Origin of the sequence: Flavobacterium mesophilum (genome assembly GCF_039581405.1) — a bacterium.
In the GTDB taxonomy this organism is placed as follows: Bacteria; Bacteroidota; Bacteroidia; order Flavobacteriales; family Flavobacteriaceae; genus Flavobacterium.
The window spans coordinates 59152-82964 of sequence record NZ_JBCPXZ010000002.1 but is presented as its reverse complement, the minus strand read 5'-3'; the positions used below and the strand labels follow the sequence as shown (position 1 = coordinate 82964).

Genomic DNA, 23813 nt, shown 5'->3' with positions numbered 1-23813 from the left:
TAAAAGTATATCAGTATGAACCTGTTTAAATCCGTAAAACCCGTGGCCAATAGTTTTATTTCTTCACTTTGACAATAAGCGGATTATTAATTTTTTCTGCAAAAGAAGTCAAATACGTTTCCCATTCTTGTTTGTTTTGAAACGGACTTCCTTTTTTCCATCCAAAACCGGTGTAATAAATTGCCTTGTTGTTTTTAAGCGGAATATTTCCATACAAATTGCTTAAATCAGTTTCGTTTGTAACGTGATTGTCAAAACTTGCTAAAGTGTTTTTTGGAGCCACTAATCCTAATCCGATTTCAGAATCGTCGATTGGTTCCCAGTAGCTCAACCAGCCATTTTTTAGGTTTGTACCAATAGTTCCTTTTTTCTCATGAAGAGTCAATCCAACTGAAATTGTTTTTGCTCCGGTAAGCGTAGTTTCAAAACGAGAAAGATAACTTCCGTAATCTAAACTAATTAATTTTGATTCGGTTATCTTGTTTCCTTTCGCATCCCAATCGGCGTAAGTCAAAATAAAACTCGTTCTAATTGGACCCGTCGTGATGGTTTTCCAGCTGATGAAATTCTTAGAAAAATAATATTTCCCATCTACATTTACTGCAATTCCGCCAATGCCACGGCTATCGCCCACATGAAAATTATCCAAACCTTCGCCAGTATCTTTATGATACGTTCCTTTTCCAGAAGTCATTTTTTCGTACCATTTATTGATAATTGGATAATCGACTCTTTTCAGCCACGCGTCCATTCCGCTCGTTAAAGTACCGCCTGGAACTTTATCTTCCACCATTTTTTGTGCTACAGGTCCGTAGGTTCTAAAAGCGACTTTGTTATTTTCCCACGCATAATCGTCTGTTCGTTCTGGAACAAAACGAGAATAACAACTAACTACTTTCGAAGCATTCGGATTTGTTCCCACAAAAACTTCAAAATCTTGTTTGGATGAAGCTTTGAGTTTTGGCTGAAATAATAATACATCGGCCGTTCCGTCGCCGTCATTATCTACCGTTTGGGTTTCTACGAAAGTGTTGTTGCTTTTATCTTTTATGGCGTAATTTTCCAATTTAGCATTGGCATCTAATCCGAGTGCTTTTTTAGTCAATTCGACTGTTTCAAATTCGCGATCAATTTTTAGGGAATTGCTTACTGTGATTGTTTTGTTTTGAGCATGTAAGGCAAATGTGCCAGTCAAAAGGGTTAGTAGAAAAAGTTGTTTTTTCACAATTTGATTTTTTTATTTTTAATAGGTTCGATAGGATTATAAAATTACAAATCAAATGCCACATACAAATACAGAAGTAGGGTAATTTTGTACAGAAGTATTGAATATCTGGTAGGGTTTGCATTTCAATGGCTTTTTGGCTTGGATTTTTTTTAGTAAATTTCAATACTTGTCTTTTGTACAAGTATGAATTCTAATTAAGTGAAAATCAGTAAAATGGTTAAATGTATAATTTTTGATTGCGATGGAGTTTTAGTCGATACGGAAAAAATTGGGAATGGAATTTTGCTTGAAATGGCATCAGAACATGGTTTCGAAATGCATATTGAAGATGCTTACCGCAATTTTAACGGACGAAATTTAAAAGATTGTTTCCGACATATTGAAGAAGCAATTGATCAAAAACTTCCTGAAAATTTTGAAGAAGAATATCGTCAAAAAAGTTTTGAAGCTTTCAAAACACAGGTAAAACCAATGGAAGGTGTTGTCGAATTTATCGAAAAATTAAAAATTCCGTATTGCGTGGCTTCCAGTGGCCCGGTCGAAAAAATAAGGTTGAATCTTGAAGTAGCGGGTTTATTGGATAAATTCGAAAATAAAATTTTCAGTTCGTATCAAATCAACAGTTGGAAACCAGAGCCTGGAATATTTTTGCACGCTGCACAAGAAATGGGTTTCGAAGTGAAAGATTGCATTGTTTTGGAAGACAGCAAAGCAGGAGTAAAGGCCAGAATTCAAGGCGGATTTAAAGTGTACGGTTTCGCCAACGGCTACAATAATCAAGATTTAAAAGATGAGGGAGCAGAGCTTTTTAGTTCTTATGAAGAATTAATTGAAAAACTTGATTTCTAATTCGGATATAATTTTGTCAAAATTCATGGTTGGGATTGAGAATTTTTAAATTATCATATTCTCTTATTTGAATGTAATTTGTTACATTAAAATTAAATTTCATATATTTGATTTTATGCATTCGTTTTTTTAGCAAGTATTTTATGATGAATTTGTAATGATTTGCAAAGAAAATAGCATGGTTTTCTCATAAAATAGCCTTTTCCCAAAGGGGCATTTTATAGATCGTGATTTCTTAAGATCACAAAATTAACCTACAGACAAAATGAGAATGACAAAATTTAAAATTAGAATTTTAGTTTTATCCTTATTATTTATTTCGCCAATCATCAAATCTCAAATCAAAAAGATTGGGGTCCCTTTTATTACTAATTACACTTCAAAATCATACAAAGCAGCATCAGAAAATTGGGATGTATTGCAGGATTCAAAAGGTATGATGTTTTTTGCCAATCATTTTGGGATCATGCAATTTGATGGCGTTAGATGGAGTATCGTAACACAACCAGAAAATAGAAGTATGATCCGCTCTATGGCGATTGATAAAAAAGATAAAATCTATATTGGAGCGCAAGGCGATTTGGGATATGTAATTCAATTACCAAACGGTCAGTATCAATATAATTCTTTAGTAAAATTGATTCCGGTTTCAGCTCGCAATTTTGGTGATGTTCAGCGTACCATTGTCCGAAATAATGAGGTGATTTTTTTTTCTTATGAAGGAATATTTATCTATAAAAATAATAAAATCAAAGTTTTACAGGAAAAAGAAAATTTTGATGATTTCTTTGAAGTCAACAATGAATTGTTTGTGACCGATAATGTAAAAGGTCTTTTGAAATTGCAGAATGATAAATTAGTAGCTGTCGGCGATGGCAAAAAATTTGCCGGAATGCAGATTAGGAAAATCTTTGCCATTCAAAATGGACTTTTATTATTGACACAGAAAAATGGTCTTTTCACTTATAAAAATAAAATTGTCCAACGTTTTGCAACTGAAGCAGATTATTTATTGAAGCAGAATCAAATCTCGGCAGGAATCCAGCTTTCAGATGGTTATTTTGGGATTGGAACCCGTCAAACTGGATTGATAGTCATAAATGGTGAAGGAAAAATGATTCAGCATATTGATAAACAAATGGGTCTGCAAAATGATTATGTGACTAATCTTAGAACAGATAAAGAGGGGAATTTATGGGTAACATTAAAAGAAGGAATTTCGTTGATCCAGATTTCTTCACCTTTATCTAGAATTTTGGATAGTTCTAATTCTGAAACCAAAATATATTGTAGTCAGATTTATCAAAATAAATTGTACATCGGTACAGATAATGGTTTGTTCTGGATCGATTGGGAAGATTATAAAAATGGAAAACGAGAAAATATAAGCTTTCAGCATATTGCTGGAATGTCTGAAAATGTTTGGAATATTGGCATTTTTAACAACACACTTTTGGCTTTTGAAAAAAACGGAATATTTGAAATCAATGGAAATTCTGCGAAAGCGTTAGCCAAAATTGATGGCGCATGGAAAGGAATTCTTATGCCAAATCATCCTGAATTATTGTTAGTTGGCGGTTATACAGGTTTGTATCTTTTAAAGAAAACAAACAATTCTTGGGTTTATCAACACAAAATAAAAGGCTTTGAAGAAAGTTGTCGCGTTATCGAAACAGATAGTAAAGGAAATGTCTGGATTGCACATGGTTATAAGGGAATTTTTAAACTGAAGTTTTCCGAAAAATTCGATTCAGTTTCAAAAATTCAGTTTTATAATGACAAAAGCGGCTTTCCGTCGAGTTTGTTTTTGAATACTTTTAAGATTGAAAATCAAATTTATTTTGGAACAACAAAAGGTGTTTACAAACAAAATTTGTCTTCTGAAAAAATGATTCCAGACCCTGTTTTTAAACAATATCTTGGATTAGAAAATCATATTCGTTTGCTAAAACCAGATAATCAAAACAACATTTGGTATGTTTCGGGAGAAAATACTGGAAAAATGAGCAAACAATCTAATGGACAATTTAAAATTGAAGAATTGCCTTTTAGAAAACTTCGTTATTTGTATGTTCCTGGATTTGAAAATATTCAGACTACTCTAAGTGGCGATGTTTTTTTTGGAACTCAAGATGGATTAATTCACTATAGTGCTTCTAAGAGGAAAAATTATGAGATGAAATACAAAGCTGTTATTTCTGAAGTTAAATGTATTTTTCCAAAAGACAGTTTGTTATTCTCCAGCCGATATGATGTTTTGCCAAATAAAACAGGATCGATCAATGATAAATTAGTTGCTGTTTTACCTTATTCTAATAATGCCATGCATTTTTCGTTTGCCTCGCTTTGTTTTGATGATGCTGAAGCAACTAAATATGAATATTGGCTTGAAGGTTTTGAACCAACTTGGTCAGAATATAGCCTTCAGACGGAAAAGGAATATACAAATCTTCCTGAAAATAAATATGTATTTCATGTTCGAGCAAAAAACATTTATGATGTTGTAAGCGAGGAAGCAGTTTTTAGTTTCGAAATTTTGCCACCGTGGTACAGGACAACTTGGGCGTATATTTTATATTTGGCACTATTTGTAATCTTGATTTATATCATTATTCAATACCAAAAAAGGGTTGCTGAGCGTGAACGACAACAGTTAATTTTAAGTCAGGAGAAAGAACTGCTTCGAAATAAAGCAGAACTTAATGAGCAAAAATTAGCTTTGGAACAAGAAAATATGGCAATAATGCGTGAAAACCTCGAAGCAACCATCAATCTTAAAAATGCGAAAGTGGCTTCGAATACTGTCAATCTGATACATTTGAATGAGATTCTGCTTTCAATTAAAGAACTTATTGGACAAATAGACAAGAAAAATGATCCAACTGTGAATTTTAATTTACTTGCAAAAATCAATAAGTTGATTGATCATGAATTGCAGGGCGACAAACATTGGAACGAATTTGAAGAAATCTTCAACCAACTTCATGACAATTTTATGCAAAGGCTCAAAGCCAGATTTCCAGAATTGACTCCCCGCGATATGCGTTTGTGCGCCTATCTTAGAATGAACTTTAATACAAAGGAAATTGCGCCGCTTTTAGGGATCTCTGTAAGAGGTGTTGAAGATACGCGATACCGCATAAGGAAAAAATTGCAGTTGCCTTCTGATGCTAACATTACTGAATTTATCCTCAATTTTTAAAATTTTATTATAGGTAAAATCTCAAGCAGTTTTATTGGTTTTGAACGCTATTTATTACAATTTTTTATGAACACCGTAGTCAAACCGTAGTCGAAAATGTAAGTTTTGACTGGTTTATTAATTAATATTGCGCTGTATTCGTCGGAATATTAGTCTGTTTTTAGAAATAGATTTTTATCGAACGAATGTGCTTTACTAACAAATAAACCAAAAAAAAAATGAAACAAAATGACTCTTTTTTCGGCCGACCACCGAAACGAAATTCCTATTTATTTAAACGATTATGCATTACGGCATTATTTGTAATTATGCCTTTTCTAAAGACTCATGCACAATGTAATACTTTAGTATGGTCTGATGAATTTAATGGTACGACCGTTGATGCTTCCAAATGGCAAAGTGTCTCAGGAAATGGTTGTCCATCGCTATGTGGCTTCGGAAATGCGGAAGCAGAACGCTACGATCCAAATCAGGCAACAATTGTAAAAGAAGGATCAAACAGCTATCTCAACATTGAAGCCAAATACAATCCAAATGCAGCTTATCCGGATCAGCCTTATTCTTCGGCAAAATTAATTACGGATGGAAAATACTCTTTTAAATACGGAAGAGTTGAAGCTCGCATGAAGTTATCTAACGGACAAGGAGCTTGGCCAGCATTTTGGATGTTGCCTGCAAATGGTGTAGGAAACTGGCCATATACGGGTGAAATCGATATTATGGAAGCTAAACACAGAAATCCAAAATCGATAGATGGAACCATTCATTATGATGGCGGCGGTTATCACTTCACAGGAAGAAGTTACAGTTCTCCAACAGATTTGTCGTCTGATTTCCATGTTTATGCAGTAGAATGGGGGCCAAATATCATTAAATGGTATGTTGACGATGTTTTATTCCATACCGCAACGCCAAATACTACTGTAAATGGAGGATGGCCATTTAATGACAATCAATTTTATATCATTTTAAATCTTGCTGTTGGTAGTGCAGGAACGCCTTACACAAGTGTAAATGGTTCTGGTGTAGCACCAATTCCGGGTGATTTTCCAGCAAAGTTACAAGTTGATTATGTGCGCGTTTATGACGGAAGCTTTAAATATGCAGTAACTGGAGATAATAAAGTGTATCAAAATGAAGCCAGTAAAACATACTCAATCAATACAATTTCTGGTGCAAGTTACAATTGGACAGTTCCGTCTGGAGCAACTATAGTTTCTGGACAAGGAACAAATGCAATTACAGTTAATTGGGGAACAACGGGTGGAGATGTTTCGGTTGCCGCAACAGTTAGTGGTTGTAATGCGAATACATATAAATTACCCGTAACAACAGAAGTTCCGCTTCCGGTGGAGAAAATTCATGAAGATTTCCAAACGAACAGAAACGTGCTTTACCCTGTTAAAACGGGTGTTTTGACCGAAGCTGTTGCAAATCCTTCGGCCACAGGAATTAACACTTCGACTTTGGTTGGAAAATATGTTCGAAATTCAACAGAATTATATGATGTCTTGAATATTAAAAATGTAACCATTACAAATGCGAATGATTATGTTTATGGGAGAAAAAAACTTTCTTTTGATATTTATACCTCTGCGCCTGTTGGAACGAAAATTTCAATGCAGTTAGAAAACAGTTTAGTTACGACTGCTACTAATTATCCTTCAGGAAGACATAGCGGATTTAAAGCGACTACTACAGTTCAAAACAAATGGGAAACTATAGAATTTGAATTCGAAAAAGTAATTGATCCTAATACAAGCGCATTGTCAATCAATAATGTTGTAATTCTTTTTGAATCTAATTCTAATTCGGGAGCGACATATTATTTTGATAATTTGCTGACAAAAGCGGCGCCAGAAAAACCAATTATTGCGACAGATGTTCTGCAAAATTACGACGGAATCAATAAAATTATAAAAGGAACAACAACAGGAACTTATTCTGTTGTGGCAAATCCGGGATCAAATTCTGTTAACGCTTCCGCGAATGTGGCAAAGTACGTTCGAAATGTAACAGAACAATATGATGTACTTTTCTTTAATACACAAAGCACAATTGAAGATGCAGGTTTAATAAAAAATCAGACGAACAAAGTAATGATTGACGTTTATACCACAGCGCCAATTGGAACTGTGGTTAGTATGAATTTAGAAAACAGTGCAACTTCACTCCCTGCAAATTATCCAACAGGAAGAAATAGTAATTACGTAGCGATTACAACAAAACAAAATCAATGGGAAACACTGACTTTTTATTATAATTCAAGTCCAGATTTAGGAACTTCAAATCTTGCTGTCAACCAAATGGTTTTGTTGTTCAATTCGGGCTCTTATACAAGTGATACGTATTATTTTGACAATATTCGAATTGGTTCAACAAAACTTCCGGATACATTTAATCCAGGCGTTGTGTATGAAGATTATCAAAATACACACAATATTACTTTTAGAGATGCCATTGGAACGTATACTCCAAACACGGCAAATCCAAATGCAAGCGGAATAAATACTTCATCGAACGTGGCAAAATACGTTCGTAAATCAACCGAGTTGTATGATAATTTCTCATTCAATACAACAATGGCAAATATTGGTGATTTCAAAGCCGGAACTAAAAGATTTGCAATGGATGTTTATACTTCGGCACCAGTTGGTTCTATAATTTCGTGGCAAGCTGAAAGTAATGCTTCGATTCCGTCAAATTATCCTGCCGGAAGACATAGTGTTTATCAAGGCGTTGTAAAACAAACAAATGCATGGCATACTGTAATTTTTACGTATGCAAGTTCGCCAGATGCTTCAACATTGGATAGCGAAATTAGCCGTTTTGTGTTTTTGTTTGAACCTGGAACAAGCTCTGGAAACACCTATTATTTTGATAACATAAGAGCTTTAGACTTAGTTTCTACAGAAAATCCACCAGCAGGATTGCCATCTCCTTGGGTTAGTACAGATTTGGGAGCTGTTACACCTGCAGGAGAAGCAACATATGCTAGCGGAACTTTCACAATAAAAGGCTCAGGAAACGATATTTGGGAAGGAAGTGATCAGTTTCAATATGTATATCAGCCTATAACAGGTGATGCTGAAATTATTGCAAAAGTAAATTCATTAACTAATACCAGTACATACGCTAAAGCGGGAGTTATGTTTCGTGAAACGCTTACACCAACTTCCAAACACGCCATGACCGATGCAAGCCCGGGTGCTGGTATTGAGTTTTTATCAAGAGATACAACTTCTGGAACTACTGTTTTTGAAGGTGTTGGAGGAGTTGCGCCAAAATGGGTTCGTTTAGTACGATCAGGAAATGTATTTACATCCTATTCCTCGGATAATGGAACAACTTGGACGCAAATTGGCTCAGCACGAACTATAGCAATGGCAAGTACAATTTATGTGGGAATGGCGGTTACTTCTCACGCAAACGGAACGTTGACAACAGGAGTTTTCAGTGATGTAACAGTTAAGACTATTGCGCCAAACCCGAATGTGAATTTGGCCTTGGCTAAAACTACAACAGCGTCTACAGAAGAAAATGCAACATTTACATCGGCCAAAGCCACAGATGGTGATGCCGGAACAAGATGGGCAAGTTCTTTTGCTAATGCATCAGAGTGGATTTATGTTGATTTGGGAAGCAATTACAACATTAATAGGGTTGTTCTAAAATGGGAAGCAGCTTATGCTACACAATATAAAATTCAGATTTCTACGGATAATGTTTTTACTGAAAACGAAACCATAAATACTCAAACGGCAAGTGACGGAGGTACAGATGATCTAGCCGTAAGCGGAACAGGAAGATACATCAGGATTTTATGTACCGCAAAAGCTTTGGCTCCATACGGATATTCGTTGTATGAAATTGAAGCTTATGGAACAGCGTCGACTGCGAAAAAAGCATTAAATAGTATTGAAGAGCCTCAGGAAGCAGAAGCCATTTTTACAATGTATCCAAATCCTACAAGCGATTATGTACAGCTTTCATCACCAGATAATTTAGACAATAAAGTGATCACAATTTATGATAATTCGGGCACTTTGATACTTCAGACAAAATCGGAAAGTAATGAAAGTACAATAGATGTCAGTAAACTTAAAAGTGGCATTTATATTCTGAACTTCAAATCAGACCAAAAAAGCTGGTCTAAAAAACTGATTAAGAAATAATCAAAAAAATCCATTGGGTGTAATTTAAATTTTAAGAAAAAATATCGGTTCAATAACTGAAGTTTAAATTTAAGAATAGCACAATAATTACACCTGATGGATCATAAAAAAAAAGTCATTATAAAGAAGTGGCTTTGGTTTAAAATCTATTTACATAACCCCAAAATTATTTAGATATGAAAAAAATTAAACTTCAAAGATTTTCTTTTCTGGCAACACTATTTTTAGTGTTATCAAATGTTATGTACGGGCAAGGTCCAATTCCTTTTACAATTACAAATGCTTCGACATTTAATGATAATGAACTCTATGTGGCCATTGTAGGTATAGATTATACCACAGGAAACCATGTTTGGGTAGATGCCAAAACAAGCCAGGTTTTGCCAATGAATTCCTCTTATAATACGGTTACAGGACCAACGATCGGGGGAAATACAGGACCGGGGCAAAATTCTAAATACGCGGCTTGCTTTACAAAATTGAGTGAAATTCCCAATAAAACTTTCACTTTGCCATTAATTGCAGGTTGCAGGGTTTTTATATCAAAAGGGCAACAATTGTATTTCTACTTTTTTGGAGCTAGTGGTGCGCCTTCAGGTTATGCATCTCCAAATCCGCAAAATGCGACAGATCCAAATCAGGGAATTCTTTACGAAATGATTGAATTAAGTAACAATCAATATGGTTTCTTCGGGAATCCAACTCGCGTTGATTCGTATAAATATCCAATGGGACTTGAATTATTTGGAGCAAATGGTTATCAGAAACGTGTTGGAGAATTAAAAAAACACGCTGATATCGTGGCAGCATTTAAAGCAAATGTTCCAGCCGAATTTCAAGGTTGTGTTAATGATGCAACTGGCGAAATTACAGCGCCTTCTAAAACTCCAGCTTTTGCCGATGGAACAGGAGGGACTACAGCTGGCCCACAAGCTAATTATTTAAAATCATACATTGATGCAATTTGGAACAAATACAAAAATGAAGATTTAATTTTTTATGCTGGAGATGCCGGAGTTTTTAAAGGAAGAGTTATAGGTGAACAACTGGAAATGGTTGGACAATCAGGTGGATTTGTGGGACGAACAGGAAGAGTTCAATATCGACCATCAACGCAGGAAGCTCTTGAAGGAAAAGGTGTTCTGGACAGAAGACTTGTAGACGGCGATCTGGATTTAGTAATTCAGGCACAATTAACTGCCGCTATAAACAGGCATGTTGTAAATGTTACAACAACAAATCCGGGACAACAAAATTGGTATGATGCTTCGAAATATTATCAGGTAAATCCAACCAATCATTATTCAAAATTCTGGCATTTACCAGGAATCAGTATTGATAATCTTGCTTACGGATTTGCCTATGATGATGTTGCAGATCAATCGCCATCCTTACATTCGCCTCAACCTACAAAAGTAATTGCGGTATTTGGAGGATATGCCGGAACTGTGCCTTCTGTTCCCGCTACAACAGATGTAGTTACGGTTTATAAAGATTGTAATTATACGGGCTTTTCTGGCGGATTAACAATTGGTGATTATAATTTAGCGCGTTTAAATACTTTAGGCGTTTTAAATGATGATATTTCGTCGCTTAAAATTACGCAAGGTTATCAGGCAATTTTATATCAGGACGATAATTTTGCAGGTGCTTCAACCGTAATTAATTCGGATAACTCTTGTTTAAACACAACTTGGAATGACAAAGTAAGCTCAATTCGTATTATTGCAAATGGAACCACAACTTTAGGAAATCAGACTTATTTTCTTCAAAATAGAAACAGTGGCTTATATATGGATGTTTGGAATTCTAGTATGGCAAATGCCGCTGGAATTAACCAGGGTGCACTTAATTCTGGAAACAATCAGAAATTTGTATTTACACATTTGGGAGATGGAATGTATAAGATTATTGCAAATCACAGTGGTTTGTCTTTAGATATTAATGGCTTTAACAAAGCAAATGGAGCACGTTTAGAGCAATATCCTTATAACGCAACAACAAATCAGCAGTTTATTTTGGTCTCTACTGGAGACGGTTATTATAAAATTGTTGCGCGTCACAGTGGTAGAATTGTAGAGGTTGCTGGAGCAAGTACAGCTTCTGGCGCTATTATACAGCAATGGGACAATAACAATCAGACTTGTGGACAATGGAAATTAATTCCGGCAACGAGTTCTCAAACTTCAGTTTTAATTCAGGCTGAGGATTATTCAGCCATGAGTGGAATTCAGGTTGAAGCCACAACAGACACTGGTGGAGGATCAAACGTGGGATATACAGAAACTGGTGATTGGATGGCTTATAACAATATTAATTTCCCTACTACGGGTTCTTATTTGATTGAATACCGAGTTGCAAGTGCGGTTACTGGAGGTAAATTATCTTCTGATTTAAATGGAGGATCAATTGTTTTAGGAAATGTTGATATCCCAAACACTGGTGGCTGGCAAAATTGGCAAACAGTTTCTCAAACCGTAAATGTAAATGCGGGAACTTACAACTTTGGAATTTACATTCAAAATACAGGAATGAATATTAACTGGATTAAAATTACAAAAACTGGCGGAACAGCTAAAATGGCCTCACAAACTGTAGAAACCGAACCCGAAACTACTGTTTTGAATGTTTATCCTAGTCCGACCGATAATACGCTTTTTGTTACCAGCAATGTTTCTGGCGGAAATGTAAGTATTATTGATTCGCAATCTGGTACAACTATTTCATCACAAAAAATAAACTCAAATAGTGTGGATGTTTCACATTTGAAAAAAGGAATTTATTTTATTGTTTTTGAAAAAGATGGCAAACAAACGACCAGACGATTTATCAAAAAATAATTTATAGCCATTCGCCATATGGCTTTAAATACATTAATTTTAGGTTTTAATGTAATTGAAGGCTGTCAGAAATGACAGCCTTTTCTATTATTTAGAAGTTCGAAAGAAGATTAAAAAAAAACAATACATTTCTTATTTTATAATTCTAATCCAATTTAAGATCGTATCGTTCTTCATTGAAAGTTTTTCCCCATTCTTCCACTTCTTCAGACTTTGTAAGTTGAAAACCAACTTTCTTATACATTTCAAGTGCTGTATTTTGCAGACTTGTGGTAAGCAAAAAGACATTTTTGAATTCTTTTTCACGACAAAAAGCTACTGCGTCATTTAAAAGTTTTTTTCCGATTCCTAAACCTCTGAAAGCGGGATCTAGAAGAAACCATCTTAATTGCGCTTCTTCTTTTGGTTGATGAACAATGGCGATGCAACCTACAATTTTGTTATTGTATTCCGCCATCCAAAGGCGATCGTTTTCGGGAGAATATTTTTCTAAAAAATCATAAAAGGTTTTGATGACATACTTTTCAAATTCATTTGAAAAATTAGATTCATTTCCATAAATATATCCGTGCAAATAAATAATATACCCAATGTCGCCAGGAGAAATGTTATATCGGTAACTTATATCCTCTGGACTTGGTTTAGTTTCCGTCAAAAGATTTTTTATAGTTTGTATGGATTGCACTAAATTTTCTTTTTCAAAGAAATTCAGATTTTCAATTTTGTTTTCAATTTGTTTTTCAGATTTCAAATTAAAATCTTTCATCAAGGTATTTCCTGTTGAAGTCAGTTTTAAATGAAATGCGCGTTTGTCTTCGCTAGAAGAAACTTTCTCAATTAAATCTTCTTTCAAAAAACGTTTTAAAATTCGGCTTAAATATCCTTTGTCTAAGTTCAAGATTTGTGCAATTTTTTGAGCCGTAATCATTTCGCTTTCGCTGATTTCATACAGAATTCGAACTTCAGTCAAAGAATAATTGCTGTCAAGATAATGCTGGCTTAAAATGTCTAAATGTGTAGTATAAAAGCGATTGAAACTTCTAATTTTTGAAGTAAGCGTATTCATAATTTGAAAAATTGATTTTTAGATTACAAATATATGAAATATAGTTGCTTTTGTCAACTAAATATAATTTAAAAGAAAACATTATCATTCGATAACAATAAGATAAAGATGTTGAGCGATTAAATTTATAAAATTGCCAAACCATTTTAAATGCCTCAAATCCTCCCATTTTTATGAATCCTAAATTTTTACCTCTATATAAAATATACGCAGTTCTTTTCTTTTTTATTTTTTCCAATTATACTATTTCGGCTCAAAAAACAAAGAATTTAGAAGGCGTTCAGGTCGCTTTTTTGTCTGATGTTCATCTTCAAGATTTGTTTGGAACATTCTCAGATAATGATTTTAAAGGTGTTTTGAATACCAAAACAAAAAAATATGCGTTAATAAGAACGATGGCCTCGCAGTTACATTCGACGAGAATTTTCAATGAAAATTATTTTGCCTTCATCGCAGCGCTGGAAGATATTTCAAAAAGAAAGATAAAATACGTTGCGCTTCCAGGCGATTACACCGATGACGGACAACCGATACACGTGCGCGGATTGCAAAGAATTTTAGATCAATATCAAAAAAAATATGGTATTGAGTTTTTTATAACCACTGGAAATCATGATCCGGTTGGACCATTTGCTCAGGAATCGGGGAAAGAAGATTTTTTAGGGAAAGAAGGAAAAAGCCAACCCATTTTTAGCAAAGACGGCATGTATAAGCCAAACATGAATATCGAACAGCCAGTTGTCATAACAGCCGATATTGCTAAAATGGGTTATTTAGGCATAACCGATGATCTCAAGAATTTCGGTTTTTATCCGAATAAAAAAAACAAGTTTTGGGCAACTCCTTTTTCGTCTTACGACAGTCAAAACTATAATTATTCAAAAGCTATCGAAGCTTCAGCTCTGAAAAATAGAGTGTATGAAGTTGCACCAGGCTACGAAGTTCCAGATGTAAGTTATGTTGTAGAACCCATTGACGGTCTTTGGTTGATGGCGATTGACGGAAATGTTTACATTCCGAAGAAAAATGGAGAAGATCCAAAAGATTCCAAAAGTTATTCTGAAGCCAGTACAGGTTATAATAATGTACTTTCCAACAAAAAACACCTTATAAAGTGGGTTCAGGATATTTCGGCGCAAGCCAAACTTCAAGGAAAAACGTTGATTGCTTTTAGCCATTTTCCAATGATTGATTTTAATGATGACGCTTCCGCGGAAATTAAAGAACTTTTAGGGCCAAATAAGTGGCAATTAAACCGAGTTCCGGTTGAAGAAGTAGCGCAGGTTTTTGCTGATGCTGGTTTGAAAATTCATTTTGGAGGCCACATGCACATTAATGATACGGGAACGCGAACAACCAAAAACGGCAATACTTTGGTGAATATTCAAACACCTTCGCTTGCAGCATATATTCCGGCTTATAAATTGTTGACGATTCAAAAAAATAATTTTGTAGATATTCAAACCATTACGATTGATAATGTGCCAAGATTTGATGAACTTTTTGATTTGTACAAAATGGAATATCAGTTTTTGGAAAGTCAAAATGATAAGGACATTTGGAATGCAGCTATTTTGAAAACCAAAAGTTATCATGAGTTTACCGATTTTCATTTGAAGGAATTAGTCCGACTTCGTTTTCTAAAAGACGATTGGCCTTCTGCGTTTAAAGATTTTATTCTGAATGTTTCTGCCAGAGATTTATTGGTTTTAGCCAATATTAAATCAGATAAGGATTTTGATTTTATTCTGAAAAATAAATCCCAATTTGAGAAAGAATGGAAGGAAGCAGAACTGAAATCGGAACAAATGTTAACTCAAAATAATTTCAAATTTGAAGATTTCAATTGGACAGGAAATGATCTTTTGATTGATTTTTACCGTTTTAGAAGCGCCGATGAATTGGCTCTAATTGATGTTGGAACAGAAAGAGCAAAACAATATAAAGTGTTATCGAAATTGTTTTTGGAAAATAATGATGCTTCGAATGAGACACTTCTTAAAAAACAAATGAAATTATTCTTGATTATCTTCAATAAATTCATGCACGAAGTTCCAGCAGATCATTTTACGGTTGATTTGAAATCGGGCGAGATTAGGAGTATGAAATAAATTATTGGATTAAATTGGCACACAGATTTAAACTGGTTTAACTGATTGTCGCGGATTTTTTTTGTCTTCCTGAGCGAAGTTGAAGGATATGCGCAAAAACTCTCAATATGTCTCAACAAAAGTGTCCTTGGACTTCGCTCAGGAAGACAATTCTGTGCCAATCCGTTTAACCCGTAAAATCTGTGCGCCATTTTCTTTACAAAAAAAATCAGGTTTCAGGTTCCAATAAGAACCTGAAACCTGAAACAAAATAAACGTTAAATAAATTAATTCGCTCCGTTTATTGGATTTGTCCTAACATAAGTCCCATCGTCATATTTAATTTGATACGAAGAATTAAAGAACGTACTCGGCAAATAATAATCTGTGGTAATCACTTGAGCGCCTGATTTTTTTGCGGCTTCAAAATGTGAATAATTGTTCGCGCGAGCTTCTTTAGTATCAGAATCGGCTCTAGTTCTTATGATGTAGCCTTTTTTCACCAAATCAGAAATTGATGGATCCTCAGAATTATTTCGGAATAACCATGCCGCTTCTGGTTTTCCTGGCTCTGCATTAATAAAAACGGCGCGTCCCTTAAGGGACGGATGATTCAATGCGTACAAATCTCTTTTTGCGCCGTTATTATCTAATAAGAATAAAAATTTTCCTCTCGCATTTTTTAGCGTTGGCCAGTTGTTGTGGAGAACAGCTTCTTCAAGCGTTTTGTATTTTCCGCGAACCATGTCTGGCGTTATTAATTTATCTTTTCCTAATTCTTTGCGAATTACTTTATCCATTTGGTCAAAAACTTCGGCAGTAAAATCCTCTGGTTTTGTTCCGAAGAAATTAGCATCGCCGTCTTTTGGTTCCAGAGTAATAAACACAGGAACATGATCTGGATGAGCATCCGACCATTTTTTTAATTCCTGCAAACAGATTTCGAACGTATAACAAGAAGTTCTAAAATCAATATCGGGCATATGGAAAACTTTGAAGCCTGGTTTTTTCATTTCTCCGTTTGGGTCGTAAGCTTCTTCAGATTTTGCAATATCCAAACCTTTTGGATGTGCATATTTCCCGCCTTTTGCGTCGGCATAAATATCGATTTCTAAATTTCTCAGTCCTTTATTTAATTGGTCGGAAATGCTAATGTGTGTGTATTGCAGTCCTTTTAATGAACGCGAGGTATCTTTTGCTTGAATGGTATTGTATAAGTCAGTTTCTATGGCATGGCGATAACTGTTGTGCGAACCAATAACTTGAATTTGATTGATTTTTAAATTGTCATTTTGCGCGTTACTTAATTGAAAAGCCCCGGCAAATAATGCTGCAAGCAGAATTTGTTTCATGATTTTATGAAATTAGGATTGTGGAACTATTGAGGACGCAGCAAAAAGAGAATTTGCTTTTTTAGAGGTTACTAAAATAGGATTGCAATTTATTTTTTGTGTTAGCTAAACGAAAAGAAATCGCAAACCAAATATCATTTTTCCTCAAAAATAGTAGTATTATTAAAACAAAGCAATTCATAATTTAATTTAAAGATAACTTTCAGGCAAAAAGTATTGGTGCCGTATTTCCTTATTTTACAACACCAAATGCTACCAAAAGTCACCATGAAAAACCCTGAAATTTTTGAAAAAACGTATACACAATACTGGAAAAAGCTAAATGCTTTTTCCTATACGATGACTCAGGATAAAGACTTGGCGCAGAATATTGTGCAGGATGTTTTTATTGATTTATGGGAAAGAAAAGACGACCTTAATATTAATGCGATCGAACCTTATTTATTTCGTGCCGTAAAAAATCAGGTTTTCAAACACTATCAAAATAATCGCTTTGATAAGACAATTTTAGAAGATCAGTTTGAAGATTATATCATTGACAATTTTGCATCGATTGATCCCGAATTGATGGATTTGCTTTATGCCTTATTAGATAAACTTCCGGAGAAAAGAAAAGAAGTTTTATTGATGTACAAATTTCAGGATATGTCAATCGATCAGATTGCAGATGAGCTTGGAATTTCGAAACAAACAGTGAAAAACCAAATTTCATCGGCATTAAAACAATTGCGCGAAGGCTTGAAAGACTTGGCTTGGCTGGCGCCATTCATTATTTTTCATAAAAACTTTTAAGATAACTTTCAGTTGATGTTTTCATAATATTTGCCGATAGTACGATTTCAAGATTCTGGTACTTATAGGTAACAATAAGTATTATGATAAAAAGAATCACACATAGTTTAGAACATTTAGTAGATAAAAGTTCACGAAACAAAACAACAATTGCCGAGGAAAATCTGTTGAATGATTTTGCTTTTACTCAATATCAAAAATCAAAATGGGATGATGCTTCAATGGGAAATCCTGATGAAGTTTCTCAAGATATATACGATAATATTCAGCTTCGAATAGGAAAAAAGAAAACTTTTTATCCTTATTTAAAATATATGGCCGCTGCCAGTATTCTTTTTCTTGTTGGTTTAGGATTTTTCTTGAAACCCAAAATTGCAGTCGAAAAGCAATTATCATTTAAAACGTCATCGATTCCCAAATCTATCAAATTAAGTGACGGCTCGAAAATTTATCTGGCAGCAAATTCATTATTCCAATATCCTGAAAAATTTGAGGGAGAGGAAAGAAAAGTTACTCTATTAAAAGGAAATGCATTTTTTGAAATCGCCAAAGACAAAAAACATCCTTTTATCATTACTTCAAGAGAAATCAAAACTAGAGTAGTTGGGACATCATTTCACATTCAGCTTTCAAAATCAAAATGCGAAGTGATTGTCGTAACCGGAAAAGTAAACGTGAGTTCAAAAGGACAAAGCGTTGATTTGGTCCCAAATGAAGAAGCTTTATTCGAATCGAATAAATTGAGCAAACAATTGGCAGACAAATCATTTTTGGTGAATTGGTACAACACCGATGTTACGCTGAATCAAACCACACTTAAACAAGTCATCACCATTTTACAATATAAATACGGAGTTTCATTTGAGTATGATAATGAACGCGTATTAGCAACGCCGTTAACGGTATTCATTAAGAAAGACGCAACATTAGAGAATGTTTTAGAGCAAATAAAGTATATCACCAACCTTAAATTCCGAGTTTATGGCGAAATAGTAAAAGTGGATTAAAAAAAAAGCAGTTGCTGAGAACAACTGCCTTTGAATAAATTAAGTATCGTAAAAAAACCAATAACTTAAATCATGTATTTTAAAACTTCTTATTTAAATCTAAAGAGTCTTTTCTTTTTAGTTCTAGCTTTACTAGCCTTGCAGACAGGTTATAGTAAAACAGTTTTAGTAAAAAAATCAAATTTAGAAAATAAAATAGAAAAAGCAACTCTTGTTTCTATATTTTCAAAATTGAGCCAACAAACCGATTACAAATTCAGCTACGGACAAGCTGTAATTGCTGATAACACGACTTATACAGTAAATTTTGCTGGCGAAACTGTTTCTGCAATTTTGAATGATCTTTCAAAAAAAGCAAATTTCAATTATAATATCAACGGAAAATTAGTTTTGATTCAGAAAACTGCGGCGCCAAAAGCTACAACTACAAAAGCGGCAGACAGAGTTAAAGTAAAAGGAAAAGTAGTTGATGAAAACAATGTGCCAATTCCAGGTGCAACGATTATGGAAACAAGTTCGTCAAACAGCGCTGTTTCTAATTTTGATGGTGAATTTGAAATTACGGTGGGCGATGGAAAAACAATTGAGGTTTCATATTTAGGTTACAAAACTAAAGTAGTTGCTGTACAAAAAACTTTCATGACCATTCAGTTAGAACCAAATACTTCTGAGTTAAGCGAAGTTTTGGTTGTAGGTTACGGAAAACAGTCTAAAAAAGATGTAACAGGTGCAGTTACACAACTTGAAGCAGCAAGTTTCAAACAAGGTGTAAACATTTCTGTAGATAATTTAATGCAAGGAAAAGTTGCCGGAGTTCGAGTAGTGAATACAAGCGGTGAGCCAGGAGCGGGAGTAAATGTTACGATTAGAGGTGTTGGATCTATTAGAAGCGGAAGTACGCCTTTATTCGTTGTTGACGGTGTGCCTTTGTCAAATGATGATGTGAGTCCGTCTGGAAGTAATGTTGGTTTCGGAAATTCATCGGCTAAAAATCCATTGAACTTTTTGAATACAAGTGATATCGAATCGATTACAGTTTTAAAAGATGCTTCGGCAGCAGCAATTTATGGTGCAAGAGGATCAAACGGAGTTGTTTTGGTTACGACTAAAAAAGGATCAAAAGGCGAAGGAACTTTGACTTTTGACTCTTACACAGGAATTTCTAATGTTGCACACAAACTTGATGTTTTAGATGCAGATCAATATAGAAAAGCAATCAAAGATCCAGCGTTTGATCACGGAGGAAATACAGATTGGCAAGATGTAATTTTTAGAACTGCTATTACAACAAATAATTCATTGGCATTCTCAAAACAAACGGAGTCTGGAAATTACTACGCTTCGATTGCACAAATGAACCAAGAGGGAATTATCAATAAAAGTAATTTCAAACGTATGTCAGGAAGAATTAATGCGGCAGAATCGTTTTTGGACAACAAACGTTTGAAAGTAAAAATGAATCTTACAGCAAGTGAGACTAAAGATAATGGTGTTCCAACAAGTGATGACGGAGGTTCTAATGGACAATTGATCGTGCATACTTTGATGGCAAACCCAACAAGATCAGTTTTTGATTCGAAAGGAAATTACACGAACTTCAACATGAACGCGCATTATAATCCAGCTTATTTGTTAAGCATTTATGATGACGTAACACGTACATTGAGAGTTTTAGGAAATTTAGAAGCATCGTTAAGAATCGTTGACGGATTAGAATATAAGTTAAACATTGGTTTCGACCGTTCGGCATCAGAAAGAAATACGACTATTTTTCCAAACTTAACTGATTTGAATCCGAAAGGGAAATATGTTCAAAATAATTTAGATTCAAGAAACTCTTTGATCGAGCATTATTTGACTTACAATTTGAATTTGGATAAACACAAAATCGAAGCTTTAGGTGGATTTTCATACCAAAAATTTGAAAGATCAGGAACAGCTTTCAGTGTTGATGGAATAGCAAATCAAGGTGTTGGCGTGCCTCCATCTATAAATCCTGGTTTTACGGGAACACAATCTGGAGTTTCTGGATATGCGCAAGAAAATGAGCTTCAGTCTTATTTTGGAAGATTAAATTATACGTTCAATAACAGATATCTTTTGACGGCTTCAATGAGAGCTGACGGTTCGACTCGTTTTGGAGAAAACAACAAGTATGGTTACTTTCCGTCATTTGCTTTGGGATGGAATATTTCTAAAGAAAAATTCTTAGAAGATGTTACAGCGGTTAACAACTTGAAATTAAGAGCAAGCTGGGGAGAAACAGGAAATCAAGAAGTTGAAAACAAAATTACGCAAGCAAGTTATTCGCTTTCAGGAGCTGACGGATATTATTTATACAGCGATTTGAATTTGGTAAATGGAGTTTCAGTAAACAGAACACCAAATCCTGATTTGAAATGGGAAGTTGTTACGCAATATAATTTAGGTTTGGATTTCAATTTATGGAATGACAAATTGTACGGAACTTTTGATTATTTCAACAAAACGACTACAGATGCGATCTTGAACGTGCCATCACAAGCATTAAGCCCAACAACGACAATTTGGACAAATATCGACGGAAAAATCATCAACAAAGGTTTTGAATTTATGTTAGGTTCAAAAATCATTGACAAAAAAGATTTTTCTTGGAATATCGATATGAACGGTGCGACTTTGAATAACAAAATTCAAGATTTGCCAGTTTCAGAAATTTTGACTGGAACAATTTCAGGACCAGGACAATCTGGTGTAAATGCTAATATTTACAAAAGCGGTTACGCGGCGGGTTCTTTCTACTTATTGCAACACATTGGTTTTGATGCAAATGGAGCAAATATTTTCAAAGATCAAAACGGAGACGGTAAAATCGACAACAGCGACAGAATTATTATTGAAGGTGCATTGCCAACATTCTATTACGGTTTTAACAGTGATATGAGATACAAAAACTTTACGTTCTCTTTCTCAATCATTGGTCAAACAGGTGGTTATTTATTGAACAACACAGGATTGAATGCTTTAAACATAAACAACTTAGCTTCTGATCGTAACGTAGCTACAAATTATTATGAATCTGGTGCAAATCCAACAAACTCTCCAATTTTATCGACACTTTTCTTAGAAAAATCTGATTTCATCCGATTGAATACAGCTCGTATTGGTTACAATTTTGATTTAAAAGGAATCAATTGGATAAATGGTTTGACACTTTACATTACAGGACAGAACTTAGTTACAATAACAAATTACACAGGTTTTGATCCGTTAATCAACAGCCCGAAATCAAACGGTGGAAACCAATCAATTGGTATTGATTATGCGGCTTATCCAACTTCTAGAACGTTCAGTTTTGGAGCAACTTTAAAACTATAATTTATTATGAAGACAAATACATTTTTTAGTATCAAATCAATTGCATTGTTCTCGTTTATCTGGTTGTTTGCCAGCTGTACAAATCTTGACGAAGTAGTTTTGGACGAAGTTTTGGGAGATAATGCTTCAAATCCGGCAGGCGCTCTTGCAGCTGCTTATGATAGATTAGGAGACGGAACTTTTGTAGATCATGGTGGTGTTTTCTCATTGCAAGAATATACAACAGACGAAGCGATTTTGCCAACGCGTGGAAGTGACTGGGGAGATGGAGGAAAATGGAGAGACATGCATGAATTTACATGGAAATCGGATAACGCGATTGTTGGTGACAACTGGAACAAATTGACTAACGGAATCACACGTTCGTTGACTGCAATTCAATCGGTTGAAGAAAGCTCAATTCCGGAGAAGAAATTATTTTTGGCAGAAGCCAAAGGACTTTTAGCGTATTACTTGTACACTACTTTGGATTTGTACGGACAAGCGCCTTTTAGAGATCCAATGAATCCTAATGCACCTTTGCAAATTTTAAAAGCTGATACTCAAATCGATAAATTGATTACAGATGTTGAAGCTTTGATTCCAGATTTAGCAAGCATGGGCGAGCAACAAACGCACCACGGACGTTTTACAAAAGAAGCGGCTTATGGGTTTTTAGCAACAATGTATTTGAACCGTGCTGTGTTTAAAGATCGTTTTAACGCGACTTCAAACTTTAATTTCAGCGAAGGAGCAGTTTCAGGTGGTGGAACCGATATGGATCGTGTAATTTACTACACTTCATTACTAATCAATTCTGGGAAATATTCTTTAGAAAGTGATTATTTCAAAAACTTTGCAAGAGATAATGAGAATGGAAAAGAATTGATTTTTGCGATTTCTCAAAAGATTGATTACATCAGAAATGGTTCAAACAGTTTTGCATATGTGTGTATGGAACGTAACCAAAGAACTTCTGCAGCAAACAGAGGAACTAACGCAGCGTGTACAACTCCAGAATTTTTCGCAACTTGGGACGGAAATCATGATGATCCAAGATTTCAACAAAAATACCAATATGCTGATGGAACTTGGTTTAAAAATGACGGAACTGATGTAAGTGTTCCAGCAACTGATATTGTTCCGAAAAGTGCTAATTTACCTTGGTTCCACTTTAATAGAGGAATTGAATACGGACCACAATACGGACCAATATTATTGTCATCAGGTTCTTTAGAAATGATCAACGGACGTATCAAAGTTTCTCCATTATACATGGAAAAAAGTACTACAACAAGAATGGATTTTACACCATCATTGACTTTCAAAAACCCTGCTCAAGCTGTTTTTGCTCAAAACGAAATCAATCAAGGAGCACGTGTGTTTAAATATGAATTTGATCCAGAAGGAGGAAACGGAAACAGTAATGTTGATATTCCATTATTCCGTTTAGGTGGAATTTACACCATGAGGGCTGAGGCTTACTTCAGAAAAGGAAGCGTAGGTTTGGCAATGGACGATTTAAACAAATTGCGTACAAGCAGAAAGAGAGAAGCTTTATTTGGAGGTGTAGCAGGAAAAGCGCTTACTTCACTTGATGCAACGCAATTATATAATGAAATTGGTTTTGAATTGTATTGGGAGTTATACAGAAGACCACAAATGATTCGTTTTGGAAAATTTGATTTGCCAGGAACAGCTAAAGCAGCTTCACAACCTTTTAGAAGAGTATTCCCAATTCCGCAATCAACAATTGACGTTACAAAACAATTTACACAGAATCAAGGTTATAACTAAAGTTGTGTTTAGTTAGTTTATTTTTATTTATTTTTTATTAGAAAGCCTGTCTTGGAAAAGACAGGCTTCTTTTTTTTGT

Annotated in this window: 12 protein-coding genes; 9 read left to right on the top strand and 3 right to left on the bottom strand. The window is 34.6% G+C overall.

Going from position 1 to position 23813, the window contains the following annotated elements; translation table 11 throughout:
* Window positions 1-55 precede the first annotated feature (55 nt).
* Window positions 56-1225: a BT3233 family polysaccharide utilization protein gene (locus AAYQ19_RS04995; RefSeq protein ID WP_343534530.1), complete on the bottom strand. Its 1170-nt coding sequence runs from the start codon at window positions 1223-1225 to the stop codon at window positions 56-58.
* 216 nt (window positions 1226-1441) lie between these two features.
* On the opposite strand from AAYQ19_RS04995, the gene AAYQ19_RS04990 reads away from it, so the two are divergent.
* The 4 genes from AAYQ19_RS04990 (at window position 1442) to AAYQ19_RS04975 (ending at window position 12294) form a co-directional block, all read left to right on the top strand.
* Window positions 1442-2077, top strand: a complete 636-nt coding sequence (locus AAYQ19_RS04990; protein ID WP_343534528.1) for an HAD family hydrolase — start codon at window positions 1442-1444, stop codon at window positions 2075-2077.
* 271 nt (window positions 2078-2348) lie between these two features.
* The gene (locus AAYQ19_RS04985; protein WP_343534526.1) at window positions 2349-5279 is read left to right on the top strand and encodes a triple tyrosine motif-containing protein; all 2931 of its coding nucleotides are present in this window, start codon (window positions 2349-2351) and stop codon (window positions 5277-5279) included.
* A 218-nt stretch (window positions 5280-5497) separates the two neighbouring features.
* A complete protein-coding gene (locus AAYQ19_RS04980) occupies window positions 5498-9454 on the top strand; it encodes a family 16 glycosylhydrolase (protein ID WP_343534524.1) in 3957 nt (1318 codons plus the stop codon).
* Between the two features lie 176 nt (window positions 9455-9630).
* On the top strand, window positions 9631-12294 hold the full coding sequence (locus AAYQ19_RS04975; RefSeq protein ID WP_343534522.1) for a beta-1,3-glucanase family protein: 2664 nt from the start codon (window positions 9631-9633) through the stop codon (window positions 12292-12294).
* A gap of 145 nt (window positions 12295-12439) precedes the next feature.
* On the opposite strand, the gene AAYQ19_RS04970 is transcribed toward AAYQ19_RS04975, so the two are convergent.
* Entirely contained in the window at window positions 12440-13360 is a 921-nt protein-coding gene (locus AAYQ19_RS04970) for a bifunctional helix-turn-helix transcriptional regulator/GNAT family N-acetyltransferase (protein ID WP_343534520.1), read from the bottom strand.
* A 173-nt stretch (window positions 13361-13533) separates the two neighbouring features.
* On the opposite strand from AAYQ19_RS04970, the gene AAYQ19_RS04965 reads away from it, so the two are divergent.
* On the top strand, window positions 13534-15471 hold the full coding sequence (locus tag AAYQ19_RS04965) for a metallophosphoesterase (protein WP_343534518.1): 1938 nt from the start codon (window positions 13534-13536) through the stop codon (window positions 15469-15471).
* Window positions 15472-15737: 266 nt separating this feature from the next.
* Here the strand turns inward: AAYQ19_RS04965 and AAYQ19_RS04960 are convergent, their stop codons facing one another.
* Complete coding sequence (locus AAYQ19_RS04960; protein ID WP_343534516.1) at window positions 15738-16802, bottom strand: phosphatidylinositol-specific phospholipase C1-like protein; 1065 nt, start codon at window positions 16800-16802, stop codon at window positions 15738-15740.
* A 267-nt stretch (window positions 16803-17069) separates the two neighbouring features.
* Between AAYQ19_RS04960 and AAYQ19_RS04955 the strand changes: the two genes are divergently transcribed.
* The 4 genes from AAYQ19_RS04955 (at window position 17070) to AAYQ19_RS04940 (ending at window position 23734) form a co-directional block, all read left to right on the top strand.
* A complete protein-coding gene (locus AAYQ19_RS04955) occupies window positions 17070-17594 on the top strand; it encodes an RNA polymerase sigma-70 factor (RefSeq protein ID WP_343534514.1) in 525 nt (174 codons plus the stop codon).
* A gap of 83 nt (window positions 17595-17677) precedes the next feature.
* A complete protein-coding gene (locus AAYQ19_RS04950; RefSeq protein WP_343534512.1) occupies window positions 17678-18601 on the top strand; it encodes a FecR family protein in 924 nt (307 codons plus the stop codon).
* 72 nt (window positions 18602-18673) lie between these two features.
* Window positions 18674-21958, top strand: coding sequence for a SusC/RagA family TonB-linked outer membrane protein (locus tag AAYQ19_RS04945; protein WP_343534510.1), 3285 nt, complete (start codon window positions 18674-18676; stop codon window positions 21956-21958).
* Between the two features lie 6 nt (window positions 21959-21964).
* A complete protein-coding gene (locus AAYQ19_RS04940) occupies window positions 21965-23734 on the top strand; it encodes a RagB/SusD family nutrient uptake outer membrane protein (protein WP_343534508.1) in 1770 nt (589 codons plus the stop codon).
* Window positions 23735-23813 lie beyond the last annotated feature (79 nt).

What these genes read in the sequence shown, in the direction of transcription:
- AAYQ19_RS04990 (WP_343534528.1), top strand. Translation starts at nt 1,442, where the DNA reads ATGGTTAAATGTATAATTTTTGATTGCGATGGAGTTTTAGTCGATACG.
- AAYQ19_RS04985 (WP_343534526.1), top strand. Translation starts at nt 2,349, where the DNA reads ATGACAAAATTTAAAATTAGAATTTTAGTTTTATCCTTATTATTTATT.
- AAYQ19_RS04980 (WP_343534524.1), top strand. Translation starts at nt 5,498, where the DNA reads ATGAAACAAAATGACTCTTTTTTCGGCCGACCACCGAAACGAAATTCC.
- AAYQ19_RS04975 (WP_343534522.1), top strand. Translation starts at nt 9,631, where the DNA reads ATGAAAAAAATTAAACTTCAAAGATTTTCTTTTCTGGCAACACTATTT.
- AAYQ19_RS04970 (WP_343534520.1), bottom strand. Translation starts at nt 13,360, where the DNA reads ATGAATACGCTTACTTCAAAAATTAGAAGTTTCAATCGCTTTTATACT.
- AAYQ19_RS04965 (WP_343534518.1), top strand. Translation starts at nt 13,534, where the DNA reads ATGAATCCTAAATTTTTACCTCTATATAAAATATACGCAGTTCTTTTC.
- AAYQ19_RS04960 (WP_343534516.1), bottom strand. Translation starts at nt 16,802, where the DNA reads ATGAAACAAATTCTGCTTGCAGCATTATTTGCCGGGGCTTTTCAATTA.
- AAYQ19_RS04955 (WP_343534514.1), top strand. Translation starts at nt 17,070, where the DNA reads ATGAAAAACCCTGAAATTTTTGAAAAAACGTATACACAATACTGGAAA.
- AAYQ19_RS04950 (WP_343534512.1), top strand. Translation starts at nt 17,678, where the DNA reads ATGATAAAAAGAATCACACATAGTTTAGAACATTTAGTAGATAAAAGT.
- AAYQ19_RS04945 (WP_343534510.1), top strand. Translation starts at nt 18,674, where the DNA reads ATGTATTTTAAAACTTCTTATTTAAATCTAAAGAGTCTTTTCTTTTTA.
- AAYQ19_RS04940 (WP_343534508.1), top strand. Translation starts at nt 21,965, where the DNA reads ATGAAGACAAATACATTTTTTAGTATCAAATCAATTGCATTGTTCTCG.